Here is a 17,457-nt window from a genome sequence, read left to right on the forward strand (position 1 = left end):
TGGCTCCGGCGAGGAGCGGAGTCCGGGACGCCGGCCACCCGGCCGGAGCCACCGGGGCAGGGATCAGATCTGCGGATCCTCGTCGTCCGCAGCTCCGGGGTCCGGAACGCGGGTGTCCTTCGGAGCCCCGGTGTCCGGAGTGCCGGTGTCCCTCGGGTCCTCGGCGTCCGGAACGTAGCCGGACGTGTCGGTGGTCCGGTCGCGCTCGTCGTCCCGCTCGCCGTGGGGAGTGTCCGCCGGGTGCTCGTACGGCCTGCCCGGATGCTCGCTCCTGACGGCCGCTCCCTCGCCGGTGTCGGACACGCTCCCGTCGTCGATCTCGTGGACGGCCTCCTGCTCCGCGCCGCGGGTCTCCCCTCCCCAGCTCTCGCGCGGGTAGAGGTCACTGCGCTCGGAGCGCACCGCCTCGTCGATGCCCCGGGGCCCCGAACTGTCGGTTCCCGGCATCTCGGGGTCCACGAAGTCGTACTCCTGGATGCCGTAGTCCGGCTCGATCCGCCGCTCCCTCGCGACGGCCTTGCTCAGCTCGGGGTCGTCACCCATGTCGGTGTCCACGTCATAGGGCTCCTCAGTGTCGCCCGAGCCGGTTCTCTCGTCATAGGGCTCTTCAGTCACTGTTTCCCCCCTTCCCTCGTTAGTCCGATGCCCCAAACCGTGCCGCGTATGTCAACTTTCCGGTCCGAAAAGCGCGGACTCCCGGACGAAGCCCGCGTGGCGGGAGGAGGGAGCCGTGTCCGAGGGCGGCGCGGACGGCTAGCCTCTGGCGCGTTCGGCCCGGCGCAGGAGGAGGGGGCGCAGGGCGGCCTCCAGGGCGACGGCCCCGTCGAGCTTGCTCTGGCCGACGGTGCGGTCCTCGAAGTGGATGGGGATCTCCACCATCTTCTGGCCGCGCCGGTAGGCCCGGTAGTGCATCTCCACCTGGAAGGCGTACCCGGTGCTCTCGATGCTGGGCAGGTCCAGGGTCCGCAGCGCGGAGGCCCGCCAGAGCTTGAAGCCCGCGGTGACGTCGCGCACGGGCATGGACAGCACGGTCTTGACGTAGGCGTTGGCCCAGCCGCTGAGCAGGCGGCGGCTGCGCCCCCACTGCTCGGACAGGCTGCCGCCGGGCACGTACCGACTGCCGATCACCACACCCGCGTTGGTGGAGTGCAGGGTGCCGAGCAGCTGGGGGACGTAGCCCACGGGGTGGCTGAGGTCGGCGTCCATCTGGGCCACGTAGTCGGCGCCCTCCTCCAGGGCGCGGGTCATGCCCGCGACGTAGGCGCGGCCCAGGCCGTCCTTGCTGGTGCGGTGGACGACCCCGACACGTCCGGCGTGCTCGACGGAGAGTTTCTCGGCGACCTCCCCGGTGCCGTCCGGGGAGTTGTCGTCCACGACCACGACCCGCAGGCGGGGCAGGTCCAGGGCCATGAGCTGGCCCACCAGGACGGGCAGGTTGCCCGCCTCGTCGTAGGTGGGCACGACCACCGTGAGCCGGGAGCCGGCCCAGGGTTCGGGGAGCACCACGGGTTCCGGTGTGACGCGCACGGGTTCGGAGGGAGAGTGCTGGGGCGTCGGCTGGGAGGACATGCGCGGCGGCTCCTGGGGCGGATCGGGATCGCGAGCGGTGGACGTCGGCCCCGTGACGGGCGTGAACGGTAGGGTACGCGTTCCGTGTGTCCGTTGGGAGGGGACGGGCTCCTCACTGCCCCCGTTCCCCGGCGACCACGGCGACGTGGACGAGGGCGCCCGTCTCCTCCAGGGTCATGAGCACCTCGGGATCCGCGCTGCTGTCGGTGACCAGGTGGGCGATCTCCTCGGGGGCGACGGTGGGCACCATGGTGTCGGCGCCGATCTTGGTGTGGTCGGCCAGGACGATGGTCTCCTCGGCGCAGGCGGCCAGGGCCTGGTCCACGCTGGCCACGGCCGGGTTGGGGGTGCTCAGACCGCGGTCGGCGCTGACCCCGTTGCCGGAGAGGAAGGCCCGGTTGACGCGCAGTCCGGCCAGGCTCTGCTCCGCGGCGGCCCCGACCAGCGCCCTGACGGGTCCGTGCAGGGTGCCGCCGGTCATGACCACCTCGACTCCGGTCGCCCCCGACAGGACGTCGGCCACGCGCAGGGAGTTGGTGACCACGGTCAGGTCGGTACGGGTCAGGAGTTCGCGGGCGAAGGCCTCGGTGGTGCTGCCGGGGCCGACGGTGACGGCGTCGCCGGAGCGGACCAGGCGGGCCGCGGCCACGGCGATGGCGGCCTTCTCCGCGGCGCACTGGCCGCTCTTGCCGGAGTAGCTCTGCTCGTGGCCGATGCGTCCGGGGAGGGCGACCCCGCCCCGGCGGCGGTCGACGAGCCCCTCGGCCTCCAGCGCACGCACGTCGCGGCGGATGGTGACCTCCGAGGCGCGGACCTTGACGGCGATGTCGCGCAGGGACATGGTCCCGTTGGCGCGCACGAGTTCGAGAATGCGCTCCCGGCGCTCGGCGGCGAACGCCGGACGGCTCTCCTCGGACATGCGACCCACTCTCCGTGCTCTGTTCCCGGCACGGGCGGAGGTCCCGCGCGGTTCCTAGACTACGGACCCGTTCCCGGCGGCGGTCCGCTCCGGTTCGGCGGTCTCCGAGGGGGTCTCCTCCGCGGCGGCCTCCGGTCTCTCCATGAGGAGGGTGACGATGACGACTACCGTGAGCGCCACCAGGCCGATGAGTGCTCCCACTCCGAGCAGCACCACGACAGACATCTGGGCCTCCCAGGGGACGGGCTGACCTGCCAATAACCGAATTCCCGGTTTGGGTTGACCTCACACCACCAGACGCGGGGAAGATCGCGTCACAATGGAGGCATGAAGCTCGATCCGGCACCACTGGCCACCGAGGTCTGGTGGGCCCGCACCTCCGCCGCCGACGACCGCCTGCTGCGCCTGCTCGACGAGGAGGAGCTCGCACGCAACTCCCGCTTCCGCCACCAGGCCGACCGCGACCGGCACCTGCTGGGCCGGGCCATGGCCCGGCTGCTGCTGGCCGAACGTGCCGGGTGCCCGCCCGAGAAGGTGACCTTCGCCTTGCGCTGCCGTTCCTGTGAGGAGAAGGAGCGCACGGGCGCCGACGAGGGCACGGGCCCCGGCCAGGGTCCCCATGGCAAGCCCCACCCCACCGGTCCCGCCGAGGGGTGGGAGGTCTCGGTCAGCCACTCGGGCGAGTGGGTCGTCCTCGCCCTGGCCTTCGGCGTACCCGTGGGCGTGGACGTCGAACGCGTCTCCGCGGCCCGCGACCTGGAGGGCCTGGCGGGCTACAGCCTGGGCGACCCGGAGCGCCGGGCCTGGGAGCGCCTCCCCCCCGCCGACCGGGTCGGCGCCTTCTTCCGCTACTGGGCGCGCAAGGAGGCCCTGCTCAAGGCGACCGGGCTGGGCCTGTCGGGCGGGCTGCGCCGGGTCCTGGTGAGCCCGGCGGACGCCGACCCCGCGCTGCTGTCCTGGTCCGGTGGCGGCGGCCCGGAGGCGGCGGCGCTGCTGGACCTGGATCGGGGCGAGGAGTACCGGGCCGCGCTGGCCGCTCTGACCGAGCACCCGGTGGAGCCGGAGGTGCACTCCCACGAGGAGACCGTCAGGCTGCTGCGCTCACCGGGAGGCGGCTGAGGCCCCGCTTTCCGGCCGACGGGGAGGGCCGGCCCGCCGGAGCCCTCTTCGTGCGGCGTCCCGTCAGCCGCCCTCGCGGGCCAGGTGGCGGCTGATGACCAGGCGCTGCACCTGGTTGGTGCCCTCCACGATCTGGAGCACCTTGGCCTCGCGCATGTAGCGCTCGACGGGGAAGTCGCGGGTGTAGCCGTAGCCGCCGAAGACCTGCACGGCGTCGGTGGTGACCCTCATGGCGGTGTCGGTGGCCAGGAGCTTGGCCATGGCGGCCTGCTTGCCGAAGGGGCGTCCGGCGTCGCGCAGGCGGGCGGCGGCCAGGTAGAGCTCGCGTGAGGCGGCGACCTGGGTGGCCATGTCGGCGAGCATGAAGCCGAGGCCCTGGAAGTCGCCGATGGCGCTGCCGAACTGGCGGCGCTCGCGGGAGTAGGCGACGGCGGCGTCCAGGGCGGCCTGGGCGAGGCCGACGGCGCAGGCGGCGATGCCCAGGCGCCCGGAGTCGAGGGCGGCCAGGGCGATGCCGAATCCCCTGCCCTCCTCTCCGACCAGGGCGTCGGCGCCGAGCCGGACGTCGTCGAAGAGCACCCCCGCCGTGGGCGAGGAGTTCATGCCCATCTTGCGCTCGGGCGCCGCGGAGCCCACGCCGGGGGTGTGGGCCGGGACGTGGAGGCAGCTGATGCCGCGGGCGCCGGAGTCGGGGGCTCCGGTGCGGGCGAAGAGCGTGTAGTAGTCGGCCCGTCCGCCGTGGGTGATCCAGGCCTTGGCGCCGTTGACCCGGTACCCGTCCCCGGTGTGCTCGGCGCGGGTGGTCATGGCGGCGGCGTCGGAGCCGGAGGTGGTCTCGGACAGGCAGTAGGCGCCCAGGAGGTCGCCGCCGACCATGTCGGGCAGGAGCGCGGCCCTCTGGTCCGCGGTCCCGAAGGCGGCCACGGGGTAGCAGGACAGGGTGTGGACGCTGACGCCCAGGCCGACCGCGAGCCAGCCGCGGGCCAGTTCCTCCACCACCTGCAGGTACACCTCGTAGGGCTGGTCGCCGCCGCCGTACTCACCGGGGTAGGGCAGGCCGAGCAGGCCCGCTCCACCGAGCACGCCGAAGACCTCGCGCGGGAAGAGACCGCCCTCCTCGTCGTGGGCCGCGCGCGGGGCGAGTTCCTTGTCCACGATCTCCCGGGTCAGCTCCAGGAGCTGCTCCGCCTCGGGGGTGGGCAGCGTGCGTTCGACCGTCATGGGCTTCTCCCGCGCTCTCGGACTGTCCAGCATGCGGACGTAGTAGGACGTCCAACTATATGGTGACGCAGGGCACCCTACCCCACAAGCCGATATGTCCGACCTCCCGGTTTCGACAGCCGGAGCGCGGGCCGCCGATCCGCTGGACGGCGCGGTCCTTCCCGACCGCGGGAACGACGCGTCTGTACATGAGCCCCCTCCCCGTCCTAGATTCCACGCATGGACCTCGAACTCCGCCACCTGCGCACCATCTGCCTCCTGGCCGACACCGGCAGTGTGACCAAGGCGGCCGCAGCGCTCTCCACGTCCCAGCCCGCGCTGACCACCCAGCTCCAGCGGATCGAGCGCGAGGTCGGCGGACCCCTGTTCCACCGCGGCCGCTCCGGCGTCCGCCCCACCGAGCTGGGCGAGTTCGTCCTGGTCCGCGCCCGCTCGGTCCTGCTGTCCATGGATGACCTGCTCCACGACATCACCGCGCGCGGCGCCTCCCCCACCACACTGCGCGCGGGAGGGGTGGGTCCGCTGACCATAGAGCTGTCGGCCCGCCTGCCCGAGGTCTTCCCCAACGTCCCCGTCCACGTCCGCACGGAGTACTCCCCCAAGCTGGTCACCGACCTGGTGCGCGCGGGCCGCCTGGACCTGGGGACCACGATCGACTACGTGGACCGCGACCTGTCCACGGACGGCCCCCTGTCCTGGGCGATGCTCTCGGTGGAACCGCTGCACGTGGCACTGTGGGCCGGCCATCCCCAGGCGGACAGACCGGTGGTCCGCCTGGGCGACCTGGCCGGGTCCCCGTGGGCGCTCACCCCGCCGGACGGCACCGGCTGGCCCGAGTGCTTCTACCTCGCCTGCCAGCGGGCCGGGTTCACCCCCGAGGTGCCCTACCGGCTCTACGACCGCTCCGAGATCCACGACCTCATCGCCGACCGCAGGGCCGTCGCGCCGTGCCAGCCGGACTTCGACACCGGCGCGGGCGTGGTGGTCCGCCCGTTGGAGGGCGCACCCATACAGCTGCGCCACCTGCTGGTCTGGCGGCGCGACAGCGCGATCCACCAGGCCTCCGACAGCATCGCCCGGCTGGCCCGCGAGATCCTGCGCGGCTCGTCCCGCACCCTGGCCGCCCTTCCGGCCGCGCCCCCGTCCGGGGCCGCCTCCGATCCCGTCGAGGCACTGGGGGCCTGCCGCAACGGCCGCGCCTCCGACACACCCGCCGGCTGACCGGGCCGCGTACCGGCCGGTCCGACAGTCCGCCCACCGGTCGGCCCGCGAAAGGCGATCGCGCGGAGAACCGCGAAGGAACGCGAGATCCACCGCCTTCTCCTTCGTACAGGAAAAGGCGCACGCACCGGCACCATGGGCGCGAAGCCCTGTCCAGCACCGCTCCGCGCTCCGCAACGAGCCCGTGACCTACGCCACAAGAGGCGCGCGAACGTACTAAAAGATCGACATTTCCGCTTCGGTCACCCCTAACACCATTTCTCCTAACCTACTGGTCGGTTTGCGACAGCGCTTGACACGCGTACAGTGTCTCCACAGTGACGTACTGGTGAGTAGGTAGGCCCCCACCACCTGCCCCATACCACGCATCTCCCCCCGGGCGCCCTCGCGCCTGTTCCCGAGAAGGCACGAACGAGTCCAGGACACCATCATGCGACCACTGAGAATCCTCGCCTCGGCACTGGCCGTCACGGTTCTCCTCGCCGCCTGCTCCAACGGCCGGGGCACGGACGACGCCGCCATGGAGGCCAACACCATGGGGGTCTCCGACGACGCCATCGTCATCGGCACGCACCAGCCGCTCACCGGAGCGGCCTCCCCCGGTTTCCGCCATGTCTCCACCGGCGCCCGCGCGGTGTTCGACTACATCAACGACAACGGCGGCATCCACGGCCGCCGGATCGAGTACCAGGTCCAGGACGACTCGTTCAACCCCGCGCAGACCATCGAGGCCACCCGCAGCCTGGTCGACGACCACGAGATCTTCGCGATGCTCGGCGGCCTGGGCACCCCCACCCACGAGGCCGTGATCGACGAGCTCAACGAGAAGCACGTCCCCGACCTCTTCGTCTCCTCCGGCGCCCTGGCCTGGGACCAGCCCGAGGTCTACCCCTACAGCTACGGCTTCCAGGTCGACTACACCAGGGAGGCCAAGGTCCAGGGCAAGTTCATCTCCGACCAGTTCCCCGGCGACCAGGTCGGCCTGCTCTACCAGAACGACGACGTGGGCCCCTCCTCCCACGCGGGTATCGAGCAGTACCTCACCGAGGAGATCGTGGCCTGGGAGTCCTACGACCCCGGCGTCCCCGAACTCGCCGGGCAGATCGAGGAGCTCAAGAGGTCCGGCGCCGACATCGCCGTCTGCTACTGCATCCCCGCGTTCCTCGGGCTGGCCGTCCTGGAGGCCACCGCCATCGGCTACGAGCCGCAGTGGGTGGCGCCCAGCTTCGGCGGCGACGTGAAGGTCGTCACCAGCCTCATCGAGGAGTACGCGCAGGGCACCCCGGCTGAGGACGTGCCGCCCGAGGCCTTCCTCGACGGCCTCATCATCACCGCGTTCCTGCCGATGGTCGCCCAGCGCGAGGACCCCTGGACCGAGTTCTTCCTGGAGATCCACGAGAAGTACAACTCCGGGACGCCCTTCACCGACACCACCGTCTACGGCATGGTGCAGGCGACCCTGTTCGCCCAGGTACTGATGCAGGCCGGTCCCGACCTGACCCGCCAGACGCTGCTCGACACCCTGAACTCCCACGAGTGGAGGGGGCCGGGCCTGGTCCCGTTCGCGGCCACCGAGAACGACCACAGCGGCTACACCGGGGTCATGGTGGTACAGCACCACGCCGGCGAGGAGCCCGAGGTCCTCCAGGAGCCCATGGTCACCGACAGTTCCGGCGGGGACATCCTCCCCGTCGACATGGAGCGCCCCTCCCCCGACGAGGTGGTCCTGTTCGGCAGCGGCGGGTAACGCCGCCCCCCCGGTGCGGCCGCCTCCCCGGGGAAGGCGGCCGCACCGGGCCCCGTCTCCGCCGGGACACCCGCGCGGGGCGGGGCCCGAGTAGTGGGCCGGCCGTGAACGTTGCGGGTGTGCGGTGGGAGGTTCCACGCTCGTTGATCTTGTACGTGTGGCGAGGTCGGCCGCCCGAACCCGCCACAAGTACAAGGGCGACACCGGAGGGCACCGCCCCGACGAACCCTTGCGGCCACCGCGCTAATCGGAGCGCCCGTCCGCGTCGTCGGGCTCGGAGTACTCGGGAAGGCGCAGGACGAACACCGCCCCGCCGAGCAGCTCGCTGTGCCCGGCCACGAGGCTGCCCCCGTAGCCGCGCGCGATCTCGCGCGAGATCGGCAGGCCCAGGCCGCTGCCGCCGGGGTCGCGCTCCTTCGACTCCGGCAGCCGCGCGAAGCGCTCGAAGATCCGCTCCCGCTCTCCCGGGGGGATCCCCGATCCGTCGTCGTGTACCTCCACCACGGCCTCGTCGTCCTCGCGGCGAACGATGACGTCGATACGGGAGCCGGCGTGCCGTTGCGCGTTGGCGACCAGGTTGGTGAGGACACGGATCGCGTGCAGCCGGCCGATGTCCGCGTGGACCGGCCCCGAGGTGTGCAGCCTCAGGCGGGGGTGGCGGCGCTCCCTCACGAACTCGTCCTCGACCAGGGCGGACAGGTCCACGTTCTCCCGCTTCCTGGCGGTACCGGTGTCCAGGCGCGCGAGTTCGAGCAGGTCGTTGACGATGTTCTCCAGCCGCTCGGTGTCCGACAGCAGGCCGGTGAGCAGCAGTTCGCGCATCCGGGGGTCCGGGTCGGGGTCGGAGAGCTCCACCTCCAGCTTGGCCCGCATTCCCGCGATGGGGTTGCGCAGCTCGTGGGAGGCGTCGGAGACGAACCGCCGCTGCCGGGTGACGGCCTCCTCCAGCCGGTCCAGCCCGGCGTTGGCGGTGCGGGCCAGATGGGCGATCTCGTCCTGGCTCTTGGGCACGGGGAACCTCATGTGCAGGTCGCTGGGGGAGAGGGAGTCCAGTCGTGCGCTGATCTCCTCCACGGGGCGCAGTGCACGGCCGACCCCGTACCAGATGACCAGCCCGATGACGGGGACCAGGACGCACGACATCCCCAGCAGCCTGGTCTCCAGCGTGTTGGTGACCACGATCGGGGGCATCGCGACCGCGGCCAGGACGATGACGTCGCCGTAGGCCGTGTCGTCGGCGGCGTGGCCCACCACCAGCAGGCAGGTCCCGGGGTCGACGCCCCTCTCCGGCCCGCAGACCGTGGTGTCCATCCAGGCTTCGCCGGGACCGGGACGCTCGGCGGTCAGCACGGGCGCGCCCTCCAGGACGTGGCTGGAGGCGAGCACCTCGTCGGTGCCGCGCGCGACGATCTGGAACCGCAGGACGGATCCGCCCACCGGGACCGGTCCCGGATAGCGTTCGGACACGATGCGCTCGGAGACCTCGCCGACCCGCTCGGCGACCATGTCGCGGGCCTGCGCCACGACCGCCTCGCGGATGAGGAAACTCGTCAGGGACAGGTCCACGCCCAGGACCAGCATCAGCACCGTGACCGCGCCGAAGGTGACCTGGGCGCGGATCGAGTGGGGGCGCAACCGGCTCCACGCCCTCCTGGGTCCATCCCTCCATCCTGACACCCGCCCATTGTCACCCGGAGGATCCGCCATCCGCCGAAACGTCGGCGGTGTGGCGGACAGTGGACGCGAGGGGACCGATGTCCACCTTCGGGAGGTCTCGGGCGGAAAGCCTCCGGGGCCCCCGCGGGGCCGTCCGGACCACGGACGGGCTCCCGGGGGTCCTCCCCGGCCGCCCCCGCCCGCTACTCGTAGGGGTCCGGCGGGTTGGTGACCTCCTCCATCTCCAGGGCCTCGAACTCGTGCTCGCCGACCTCGGAGATCTCGCCCTCGGGTTCGACCCAGGTGCCGCGCACCGTCCACCAGGTGTCGGTCTCGGGCGCGGGCTCGCCCAGGATCCGGACCTTGTTGACGATGGCGTCGGCGGCGCAGCAGGACATCTGCAGGCGCGCCAGGTACCACCCCCCGCCCTCGGAGGCGGGCACCGCGAACCCGGTCAGCTCGATCTCGCGCCCGGACATCTCGCGCTCCTCGTCCACCCAGGCGCGCATCACGAACTGGCGGATGTCCATCGCGACGACCTCGTCCGGGGCCGCCTCGTCCAGTCCGTCGTCGAACCGGCCCGAGCGGGGCTGCTCCGGCGGCGGGCCGGAGGAGCCGGCGGTGCTCTCCACCGTGTAGGAGCCCAGCGCGGGCGGGGCGACGACGAAGACGGCGAGCACGGGCAGCAGGAGCAGCCACGCCACCCCGGGTGCGCGGGAGTGGTCGTGCCCGTGCCCGTCGGCGTGTCCGCCGTGGGCTCCGGAGGCCTCCTCCCCGGCCCCTCCGCCGGTGGCCGCGTCCTCCCTCTGCCCCCGCAGCTCGGCCACGATGACGAGGACGCCGAGCCCCGCCATGATCACGCCCGCGGCGATGAGGAAGGGGCCGAAGCTCGGCTTGACCCAGTTCAGGTACAGGTCCGTGGCCACGGTGCTGGTCAGCGCGGCGGCGCCGAGCAGCACGAGGGTGAGCCCCTGGGCGATACGGTTCACAGGACCAGGCCTCCGATCAGGAACGTGCTGAGCAGACCGACCAGCAGGCACAGCGGCGCGAAGCGCGCCACGAAGCGCCAGCCGAACACGCCCGCCTGCATCGCGATGAGCTTGAGGTCGACCATCGGGCCGATCACCATGAACGCGAGCTTGGCGGTGGGCGAGAAGTCGGTGAGGCTGACCGCGACGAACGCGTCGGCCTCGGAGCAGATGGACAGCAGGATGGCGAGCACGGCGAGCACGAGCACCGACACCACCGGGGCCCCGGCCACCGTCAGCAGCCACTCGCGCGGCACCATGACGTTGAGGGTGGCGGCGGCCAGGCCGCCGACCACGAGGTAGCCGCCCGCGTGCATCGTGTCGTGCAGCATCGACTCGCGGAAGACCTTCCACCGGGAGTCGCCCTCGGTGTGGGTGTGGGAGGGCGGGCGCAGCCAGTCGGCGCGGCCGAAGCGCACCCAGACCCACCCGACGACCACGGCGGTCAGCAGGGAGGCCACGAACCGGGCCAGCACCATCTCGGGCTGTCCCGCGAAGGCCACCGCGGTGGCGATCATGACGATCGGGTTGATGGCGGGCGCCGCCAGCAGGAAGGTCAGCGCGGCGGCGGGCGCCACCCCGCCCTTCATCAGGCTCCCGGCGATGGGGACCGAGGCGCACTCGCAGCCGGGCAGCAGCGCTCCGGAGACCCCCGCCACCGGTACCGCGCGGTTCGGTCTGGAGGGGATGAGCCGCTGGTAGACCGAGGCCGGGACGAAGGCGGTGAGCGCGGCCGACAGCGCCACCCCGAAGACCAGGAAGGGCAGCGCCTGGAAGCTGATCGCGGTGAAGATGGTGGCCCACGCGAGGAAGGCCTGGCTGGTCAGCTGGTCGGACAGCCAGGCGTGCCCCACCGCCATCGCGGTGATGAACAGGGCGAACAGCCAGACCGTTCCGGTTCTGCGCTGCCTCCTGTCGCGCCCCCAGTCCTCGGGGGGCAGCTCCTCGCCCCGGTCGTCCCATCCCCCGACGAGCGTGTCGCCGAGGGAGGAGGTGGAGGCGGGCGCGGGGACGGGGGCCGGCCCGGAACCGGGCTCGGCGGGTTCGGGGGCGGCGTCGGACGTCGTCCGGTCGGGCACGGTGGTACTCCGGGTGGTCGGGCGAGAACTGCAGGCATAGTACCGAAAATCGTTTTCGCCCGTGGACATCCCACCCGGACCTGTGGACGACAGACCCGCGGAGTCAGCCGAGATAGCCCATCCCGGACAGGAACATCACCTGGTGCGCTCCCCACACACCCGCGTACCACACCAGGCCCGCGGGCACCATCGCGACGAGCGCACGCGGCCGGTCCCCCGGCACGCGTGCCATCACCAGGACGAGGGCGGCGCCCAACAGCGTGTGGAACGCGGACTGAAAGAGCATGGGGACCGGGGAGGACGGCAGGGCCACCTCCGGCGACACCATCCGGAAGTGCACCCAGTCCAGGACCGGGAGCAGCGCGTCGGCGAGGAAGACCCCTCCCACCAGGCCGAGTCCCACCAGGCGGCGCGACCGCCGCTCGTGGAGGATCCACGCCCCGGCCCCGGTCAGCACCGGACCGGCCACGCACGCGGCCAGCAGCCACAGCCAGGCCGGGAACAACCACCCCGCGAGGTCGGGGAGGGCGCCCGGTCCGCCGGTGATGACCGCTGCCACGGCGTAGTAGCACACCACGGCGCCGAGCAGGGCCGCGGCTCCGGAGACCGGTACCTGCCAGGGTCGCAGCCGGGTGCCCGCCCACATGCCCAGCAGGATCACGACGAAGCACCACCCGGCGGCCGCGTCGGTGAACAGCCCGCCTCCGATCCACCAGGGCAGCAGGGGCGACCCGACGAGGGTCAAAGCGCCCAGGGCGGGTCCGGCCAGGGCGGCCAGGAGGAGCACGCGGGGGGAGGGGAAGCCGGGAGAGGGGGAACCGGGGGAGGAGACCTTCTGCATACCCCCGCTATCGCTGTGTGCCGGGGCCCAGGTTCCCCGTCCCGACGGCTTCTGGTGGATGTGGTGTACCGGGCGATGGTCGCTGATCAGCAGGTCGGGCGGCAGACCGACGAGGCTTATCAGCCTGCCGCTTGACATAGAAGCGTCAACACCGGAGGGCACCGGCCCGGCGCACCCTTGCGGTCACCGCGCTAAGGCTCCCGCGGGCCCTCCTCGCCCGGGCCGCCGTCCCCGTCGTCGGGCCGCTCCCGGCCCCCTCGTTCCTCCTCCCGTTCCCGGTCGTCCGCGGCCAGACCCGGGTCGGCGGGCGCCTCGCCCTCGGCGCGCTGGACGTCCTCGGGCAGGGCGCCGGAGGTCGGGCCCCAGCACTCCACGTTCCGCAGGTTGGGCATCTTGGAGAGCGTGAACTGGGGGTCCAGCCCGTTGCGCAGCTGGCGGCTGTAGTCGGCCAGCAGCCGGAAGGCCGTCGCCGACAGCGGCGCCAGCGCCAGCAGGTTGATGGTGGCCATGACGCCCATGAAGACGTCGGCGAGGCTCCACACCAGCGTCAGCGGGGCCACCGCGCCGAGGAGCACCGCGACCAGGACCGCGTAGCGGAAGTAGGTCATGTACCGGGGCGTGCTGTCCAGGAATATCAGGTTGGTCTCGCCGTAGTAGTAGTTGCCCAGCACGGAGGTGAAGGCCAGCAGGAAGAGGATGACCGTGAGCGCGTGGACCGCCCACTCCCCCAGGTGGGCCTCCAGCGCGCCCTGGGTGACCTGGGCCCCCGTCTCCCCTCCGAAGTCGGGGGCGCCGAGCAGGACGATGAAGGCCGTCACCGAGCACACCAGCCAGGTGTCGAAGTACACGCCCAGGGTCTGCACCAGCCCCTGCTTGGCCGGGTGGGAGACCGATGCGGTGGCACCGGCGTTGGGGGCCGAGCCCAGGCCCGCCTCGTTGGAGAACATGCCGCGCCGCATGCCCTGGACGATCGCCGTGCCCACTCCCCCGGCGACGAACTCGCGCACCCCGAAGGCGGAGGCGAAGATGTCGCCGATGACCCGGGGCACCTCGCCTATGTTGGCGACCACCACGTACAGGCCGATCAGGATGTAGAGGATCGCCATCAGCGGGACCAGGCCCTGCGCCACGTGGGCGATGCGCCGGATGCCGCCGAAGATGACCAGGGCGGTCAGGCCCGCCAGGACCAGGCCGACCACGGTCGACAGCAGCAGCCCGGGAGTCCCGCCCAGGGCGCTCACGGACGAGGAGACGGCGGAGGCGATGCTGTTGGCCTGCACCGTGTTGAACACCAGGCTGAAGGTCACGGTGATGACGACGGCGAACAGCACGCCCATCCACCGGCTCTCCAGCCCGTACTTCATGTAGTAGGCCGGGCCGCCCCGGAAGCCGGTGCTGGTGCGCACCTTGTACAGCTGGGCGAGGGTGGACTCCACGAACGCCGCCGAGCCCACCAGCGCGGCCATCGCCCACATCCAGAACACCGCGCCCGGCCCGCCGAGGACGATCGCGGTGGCCACGCCGACGATGTTGCCGGTGCCCACCCGCGAGGCCGCCGAGATGGCGAAGGCCTGGAAGGAGGAGATCTCCCTCCGGCCGTCGGGGGCGATCCCGGGGGCGCTGCGGATGACGCGGAACATCTCCGGGAGCAGGCGCAGCTGCACGATCCCCGAGCGCAGCGTGAAGTAGAGGGCCAGGATGATCAGCAGGGGGATGAGGAAGTAGCTCCAGAAGAAGTCGTTGACGGCAACGATGGCGTCGTTGAGGACGTTCACTCGCTCCCCTTCGTGCGGCCAGGACGCCCCGGGCGGATCGGGGCCATCCCGCAACCTCGCACGCCGCCCCTGGTGAGTCACGGGCGGACACGCGAAAGGCAGGCAAAGGACCGTAACGGAACAACAACCCGCCGTGGGCACATGATCGCGCCCCGACCTGTGGTGGGAGCGGCCATGGCCGGCCCCGCCGACGCTCCCTACGGTTCCGGCATGGAACAGAACACCTCCCCCATGCCCGACCAGCGGAGGGCACCGTTCCTCCGCGTGGTCACCGCCAGCCTCATAGGCACGACGATCGAGTGGTACGACTTCTTCCTCTACGGCTCGGCGGCCGCTCTCGTCTTCAACCACGTCTTCTTCCCCGAGTCCGATCCGCTGATCGGTACCATGCTGGCGTTCACGACCTACGCCGTGGGGTTCGTCGCCCGTCCCCTGGGAGGCCTGGTCTTCGGCCACTTCGGAGACCGGATCGGCCGGAAACAGCTGCTGGTCATCAGCCTGCTGATGATGGGAGGCGCCACGTTCGCGGTCGGCCTGCTGCCGACCTACGCGGCGGTCGGCGTGGCCGCGCCGCTGCTGCTGACACTGCTGCGGGTGGTCCAGGGCTTCGCACTGGGAGGCGAGTGGGGCGGCGCGGTCCTGCTCGTCGCCGAACACGGCAAACCGCGCCACCGCGGGTTCTGGGCCTCCTGGCCGCAGGCGGGCGCGCCGGGCGGCAACCTGCTGGCCACCGCCGTGCTGGCGGTCCTGGCCGTGGTGATGAGCGAGGCGGCCTTCCTCGACTGGGGCTGGCGCATCCCGTTCCTGATCTCGGGCGTGCTGGTGCTCGTCGGCCTGTGGATCCGCCTGACGGTGAGCGAGTCCCAGGTCTTTCGCGAAGCGCGCGAGCGGGCGGAGGTCTCGGCCCGGCCCGAGCGCGCCCCGATCCTGGGCGTGCTGCGCGACCACTGGCGCGAGGCCCTGGTGGCCATGGGCGTGCGCATGGCCGAGAACGTCTCCTACTACGTCGTCACCGCGTTCATCCTGGTCTACGCCACCCAGCAGGCGCAGATGCCCAACGGACAGGTCCTCAACGCGGTGCTCGCCGCCTCGGCGGTGCACCTGGTGACCATCCCCCTCTGGGGCGCCCTGTCGGACCGGCTCGGCCGGCGGCCGGTGACGGCCGTCGGCGCGGCGGGCATGGGGCTCTGGGCGTTCGCGTTCTTCCCGCTGATCGACGTGGGCACCTTCGGCTCGGTGACGCTGGCCGCGACGGTGGGTCTGGTCCTGCACGGCGCCATGTACGGCCCCCAGGCGGCCTTCTTCTCCGAGCTGTTCAGCACCCGCGTGCGCTACTCGGGCGCGTCGGTGGGGTACCAGCTGGCGTCGATCGTGGCGGGCGGGGTGGCACCGCTGATCGCGACCGCGCTGCTGGCCTCGTTCGGCACCAGCACGCCGATCGCCCTGTACGTGGCGGTGATGTGCGTGCTCACCCTGGTCGCCGTCGCCCTCTCCCGGGAGACCCGGGGCAGCGACCTGAGCCGGGTGTCAGTGTCCGAGAGGAGTGACTGACCCCGGAAAAAGCCCGGGTCCGGCAGGTGCCACCTGCCGGACCCGGGCCCGTCCTTCGCCGCTACCGCCTAGTGCTGGGGAGCGGAGTCGTAGCGCTCGCCCCGGCGCGGACCGCCGCCACGGCGGTCGCCCCGGTAGCCGCCGCGGTTGTCGCCGCCGCGGTAGCCCCCGCCACGGGGACGGTCACCGCGCTGGCCGCCCTCACCGCGGTGGCCGCCGCCCTCGCCACGGCGCTCGCCGCCCTCGCCGCGGGACCGGTCACCCCGGTAACCGCCGCGGTAGCCGCCACCGCTGCGGTCGCCGCGGTAACCCCCGCGGTAGCCGCCGCCACGACGGGGGCCGCCGCGGCCGCGGCGCTCGCGCACGGGCTCCGGCGGCTCGATCCACGGCTCCCAGGAGGGCTCCTTGGCGCCGGTCACCTCGGAGAGGAGCTCGTCCCCGGGGTTGACCAGGTGCTGCTTGGCCTCGACGCCGGCGTCGCTGAGCAGGCGGCGGGCCATGCGGCGCTGGTTGGGCGCCACCAGGGAGACCACCAGGCCGGAGGCACCCGCGCGGGCGGTACGGCCGCCGCGGTGCAGGTAGTCCTTGTGGCCGGTGGGCAGGTCGACGTTGACGACCATGTCGATGCCGTCGACGTGGATGCCGCGGGCGGCGACGTCGGTGGCGACCAGGGCCTGGATGCGGCCCTCACGGAACTTGGCCAGGGTGCGGGTGCGCACGCTCTGGGTCTTGCCGCCGTGCAGGGAGGCGCAGGGAACGCCGGCCTGGGCCAGCTGCTCGCTGATGGTGTCGGCACGGTACTTGCTGCGCACGAACAGGATGGTGCGCCCGTCGCGCGCGGCGATCTGGGTGACGATCTTGTTCTTGTCGCGGGGCAGCACCTTGAGCAGGTGGTGCTCCATCGCGGTGACCTGCGAGACCGGCGGGTCCACGGAGTGGGTACGCGGCTCGTTCATGTACTTGCGGACCAGCTTGTCGACGTCGCCGTCGAGCGTGGCCGAGAACAGCAGGGTCTGCCCCTCGGGGTGCACCTGGTCCAGGAGCTCGCTGACCTGCGGCATGAAGCCCATGTCGCACATCTGGTCGGCCTCGTCGAGCACCGAGACCTCCACGTCGCCCAGGTCGCAGGCGCCCTGGTCGATGAGGTCGCTGAGGCGGCCGGGAGTGGCGACCAGGACCTCGACGCCGCGGCGCAGCTCGTTGATCTGGCGGGTGTAGGAGCTGCCGCCGACCACGTCGCCCACACGCGCTCCCACGATGCGGGCGTAGGTGCGCAGGGCGTCGCGGACCTGGTGGGCCAGTTCGCGGGTGGGCACCAGGATCAGGGCCCGGGGGCGGTGGGCGGCGGCGCGGCGCTCGGCGGCGCGCACGAGGACCGGCAGGCCAAAGGCCAGGGTCTTACCCGATCCGGTGCGGCCGCAGCCGAGGACGTCGCGGCCCTCGAGAGCATCGGGAATGGTGGCGGCCTGGATCGGGAACGGGGTGGTCACACCGTTCTTGGCCATCTCTCCGACGATGTCCTGGGGAAGCCCCAGCGTGTCGAAAGCAGGCATTACGGCAGTGTCCGTCGTCAAGTGACGTGTACCTTCCTCATCGTTTGGCGGCGTTTCGAGGAAGGCTCCACAAGGCCGGGCCAGCGAAGAAATCACACAAACGCGCCTGATCACACGCGGAAGCGGGCCCCTGCATGGTGCGGGGCTCCTGAGCTCGCGATTTCCTCACTGCTGTGGG

At 72.0% G+C, this 17,457-nt stretch carries 15 protein-coding genes; 4 read left to right on the top strand and 11 right to left on the bottom strand.

Annotation, left to right across the window (positions count from 1 at the left end; translation table 11 throughout):
* Window positions 1-63: 63 nt before the first annotated feature.
* The 4 genes from A6A08_RS16340 to A6A08_RS28025 form a co-directional block, all read right to left on the bottom strand.
* On the bottom strand, window positions 64-615 hold the full coding sequence (locus A6A08_RS16340) for a hypothetical protein (RefSeq protein ID WP_242422662.1): 552 nt from the start codon (window positions 613-615) through the stop codon (window positions 64-66).
* Between the two features lie 138 nt (window positions 616-753).
* The gene (locus A6A08_RS16345; RefSeq protein WP_073703446.1) at window positions 754-1,569 is read right to left on the bottom strand and encodes a polyprenol monophosphomannose synthase; all 816 of its coding nucleotides are present in this window, start codon (window positions 1,567-1,569) and stop codon (window positions 754-756) included.
* Between the two features lie 112 nt (window positions 1,570-1,681).
* Window positions 1,682-2,488, bottom strand: a complete 807-nt coding sequence (locus A6A08_RS16350) for a DeoR/GlpR family DNA-binding transcription regulator (protein WP_073703447.1) — start codon at window positions 2,486-2,488, stop codon at window positions 1,682-1,684.
* 54 nt (window positions 2,489-2,542) lie between these two features.
* Window positions 2,543-2,713 carry a hypothetical protein gene (locus tag A6A08_RS28025; RefSeq protein ID WP_158069288.1) on the bottom strand — a complete coding sequence of 57 codons (171 nt, stop codon included), beginning with the start codon at window positions 2,711-2,713 and terminating at the stop codon, window positions 2,543-2,545.
* 102 nt (window positions 2,714-2,815) lie between these two features.
* Here A6A08_RS28025 and A6A08_RS16355 point away from each other — a divergent pair, with 102 nt between their 5' ends.
* Window positions 2,816-3,607 carry a 4'-phosphopantetheinyl transferase superfamily protein gene (locus A6A08_RS16355; RefSeq protein ID WP_073703448.1) on the top strand — a complete coding sequence of 264 codons (792 nt, stop codon included), beginning with the start codon at window positions 2,816-2,818 and terminating at the stop codon, window positions 3,605-3,607.
* 63 nt (window positions 3,608-3,670) lie between these two features.
* On the opposite strand, the gene A6A08_RS16360 is transcribed toward A6A08_RS16355, so the two are convergent.
* Window positions 3,671-4,828, bottom strand: coding sequence for an acyl-CoA dehydrogenase family protein (locus A6A08_RS16360; protein ID WP_073703449.1), 1,158 nt, complete (start codon window positions 4,826-4,828; stop codon window positions 3,671-3,673).
* A gap of 219 nt (window positions 4,829-5,047) precedes the next feature.
* On the opposite strand from A6A08_RS16360, the gene A6A08_RS16365 reads away from it, so the two are divergent.
* Window positions 5,048-6,049 (top strand): LysR family transcriptional regulator, encoded by a 1,002-nt coding sequence (locus A6A08_RS16365; protein ID WP_073703450.1) that lies wholly within the window; start codon window positions 5,048-5,050, stop codon window positions 6,047-6,049.
* Window positions 6,050-6,479: 430 nt separating this feature from the next.
* Window positions 6,480-7,796, top strand: a complete 1,317-nt coding sequence (locus tag A6A08_RS16370; protein ID WP_073703451.1) for an ABC transporter substrate-binding protein — start codon at window positions 6,480-6,482, stop codon at window positions 7,794-7,796.
* A gap of 243 nt (window positions 7,797-8,039) precedes the next feature.
* Here A6A08_RS16370 and A6A08_RS16375 read toward each other — a convergent pair whose 3' ends face one another.
* The 5 genes from A6A08_RS16375 to A6A08_RS16395 form a co-directional block, all read right to left on the bottom strand.
* A complete protein-coding gene (locus tag A6A08_RS16375; RefSeq protein ID WP_073703452.1) occupies window positions 8,040-9,473 on the bottom strand; it encodes a cell wall metabolism sensor histidine kinase WalK in 1,434 nt (477 codons plus the stop codon).
* 182 nt (window positions 9,474-9,655) lie between these two features.
* The gene (locus tag A6A08_RS16380) at window positions 9,656-10,441 is read right to left on the bottom strand and encodes a TIGR03943 family putative permease subunit (RefSeq protein WP_073703453.1); all 786 of its coding nucleotides are present in this window, start codon (window positions 10,439-10,441) and stop codon (window positions 9,656-9,658) included.
* Window positions 10,438-11,559 (bottom strand): permease, encoded by a 1,122-nt coding sequence (locus A6A08_RS16385; RefSeq protein ID WP_073703454.1) that lies wholly within the window; start codon window positions 11,557-11,559, stop codon window positions 10,438-10,440. The genes A6A08_RS16380 and A6A08_RS16385 overlap by 4 nt, the downstream gene beginning before the upstream one ends.
* Window positions 11,560-11,662: 103 nt before the next feature.
* The gene (locus tag A6A08_RS16390) at window positions 11,663-12,400 is read right to left on the bottom strand and encodes a DUF6518 family protein (RefSeq protein WP_073703455.1); all 738 of its coding nucleotides are present in this window, start codon (window positions 12,398-12,400) and stop codon (window positions 11,663-11,665) included.
* A 191-nt stretch (window positions 12,401-12,591) separates the two neighbouring features.
* Entirely contained in the window at window positions 12,592-14,175 is a 1,584-nt protein-coding gene (locus A6A08_RS16395) for a sodium:alanine symporter family protein (protein WP_073703456.1), read from the bottom strand.
* Window positions 14,176-14,385: 210 nt separating this feature from the next.
* Here A6A08_RS16395 and A6A08_RS16400 point away from each other — a divergent pair, with 210 nt between their 5' ends.
* Window positions 14,386-15,726 (top strand): MFS transporter, encoded by a 1,341-nt coding sequence (locus tag A6A08_RS16400; RefSeq protein ID WP_158069289.1) that lies wholly within the window; start codon window positions 14,386-14,388, stop codon window positions 15,724-15,726.
* A gap of 68 nt (window positions 15,727-15,794) precedes the next feature.
* Here A6A08_RS16400 and A6A08_RS16405 read toward each other — a convergent pair whose 3' ends face one another.
* Complete coding sequence (locus tag A6A08_RS16405; protein WP_199866951.1) at window positions 15,795-17,279, bottom strand: DEAD/DEAH box helicase; 1,485 nt, start codon at window positions 17,277-17,279, stop codon at window positions 15,795-15,797.
* Window positions 17,280-17,457 lie beyond the last annotated feature (178 nt).

The organism is Nocardiopsis sp. TSRI0078 (assembly GCF_001905145.1).
In the GTDB taxonomy this organism is placed as follows: domain Bacteria; phylum Actinomycetota; class Actinomycetes; order Streptosporangiales; family Streptosporangiaceae; genus Nocardiopsis.

What these genes read in the sequence shown, in the direction of transcription:
- A6A08_RS16345 (WP_073703446.1), bottom strand. Translation starts at nt 1,569, where the DNA reads ATGTCCTCCCAGCCGACGCCCCAGCACTCTCCCTCCGAACCCGTGCGC.
- A6A08_RS16350 (WP_073703447.1), bottom strand. Translation starts at nt 2,488, where the DNA reads ATGTCCGAGGAGAGCCGTCCGGCGTTCGCCGCCGAGCGCCGGGAGCGC.
- A6A08_RS28025 (WP_158069288.1), bottom strand. Translation starts at nt 2,713, where the DNA reads ATGTCTGTCGTGGTGCTGCTCGGAGTGGGAGCACTCATCGGCCTGGTG.
- A6A08_RS16355 (WP_073703448.1), top strand. Translation starts at nt 2,816, where the DNA reads ATGAAGCTCGATCCGGCACCACTGGCCACCGAGGTCTGGTGGGCCCGC.
- A6A08_RS16360 (WP_073703449.1), bottom strand. Translation starts at nt 4,828, where the DNA reads ATGACGGTCGAACGCACGCTGCCCACCCCCGAGGCGGAGCAGCTCCTG.
- A6A08_RS16365 (WP_073703450.1), top strand. Translation starts at nt 5,048, where the DNA reads ATGGACCTCGAACTCCGCCACCTGCGCACCATCTGCCTCCTGGCCGAC.
- A6A08_RS16370 (WP_073703451.1), top strand. Translation starts at nt 6,480, where the DNA reads ATGCGACCACTGAGAATCCTCGCCTCGGCACTGGCCGTCACGGTTCTC.
- A6A08_RS16390 (WP_073703455.1), bottom strand. Translation starts at nt 12,400, where the DNA reads ATGCAGAAGGTCTCCTCCCCCGGTTCCCCCTCTCCCGGCTTCCCCTCC.
- A6A08_RS16400 (WP_158069289.1), top strand. Translation starts at nt 14,386, where the DNA reads ATGGAACAGAACACCTCCCCCATGCCCGACCAGCGGAGGGCACCGTTC.
- A6A08_RS16405 (WP_199866951.1), bottom strand. Translation starts at nt 17,279, where the DNA reads ATGCCTGCTTTCGACACGCTGGGGCTTCCCCAGGACATCGTCGGAGAG.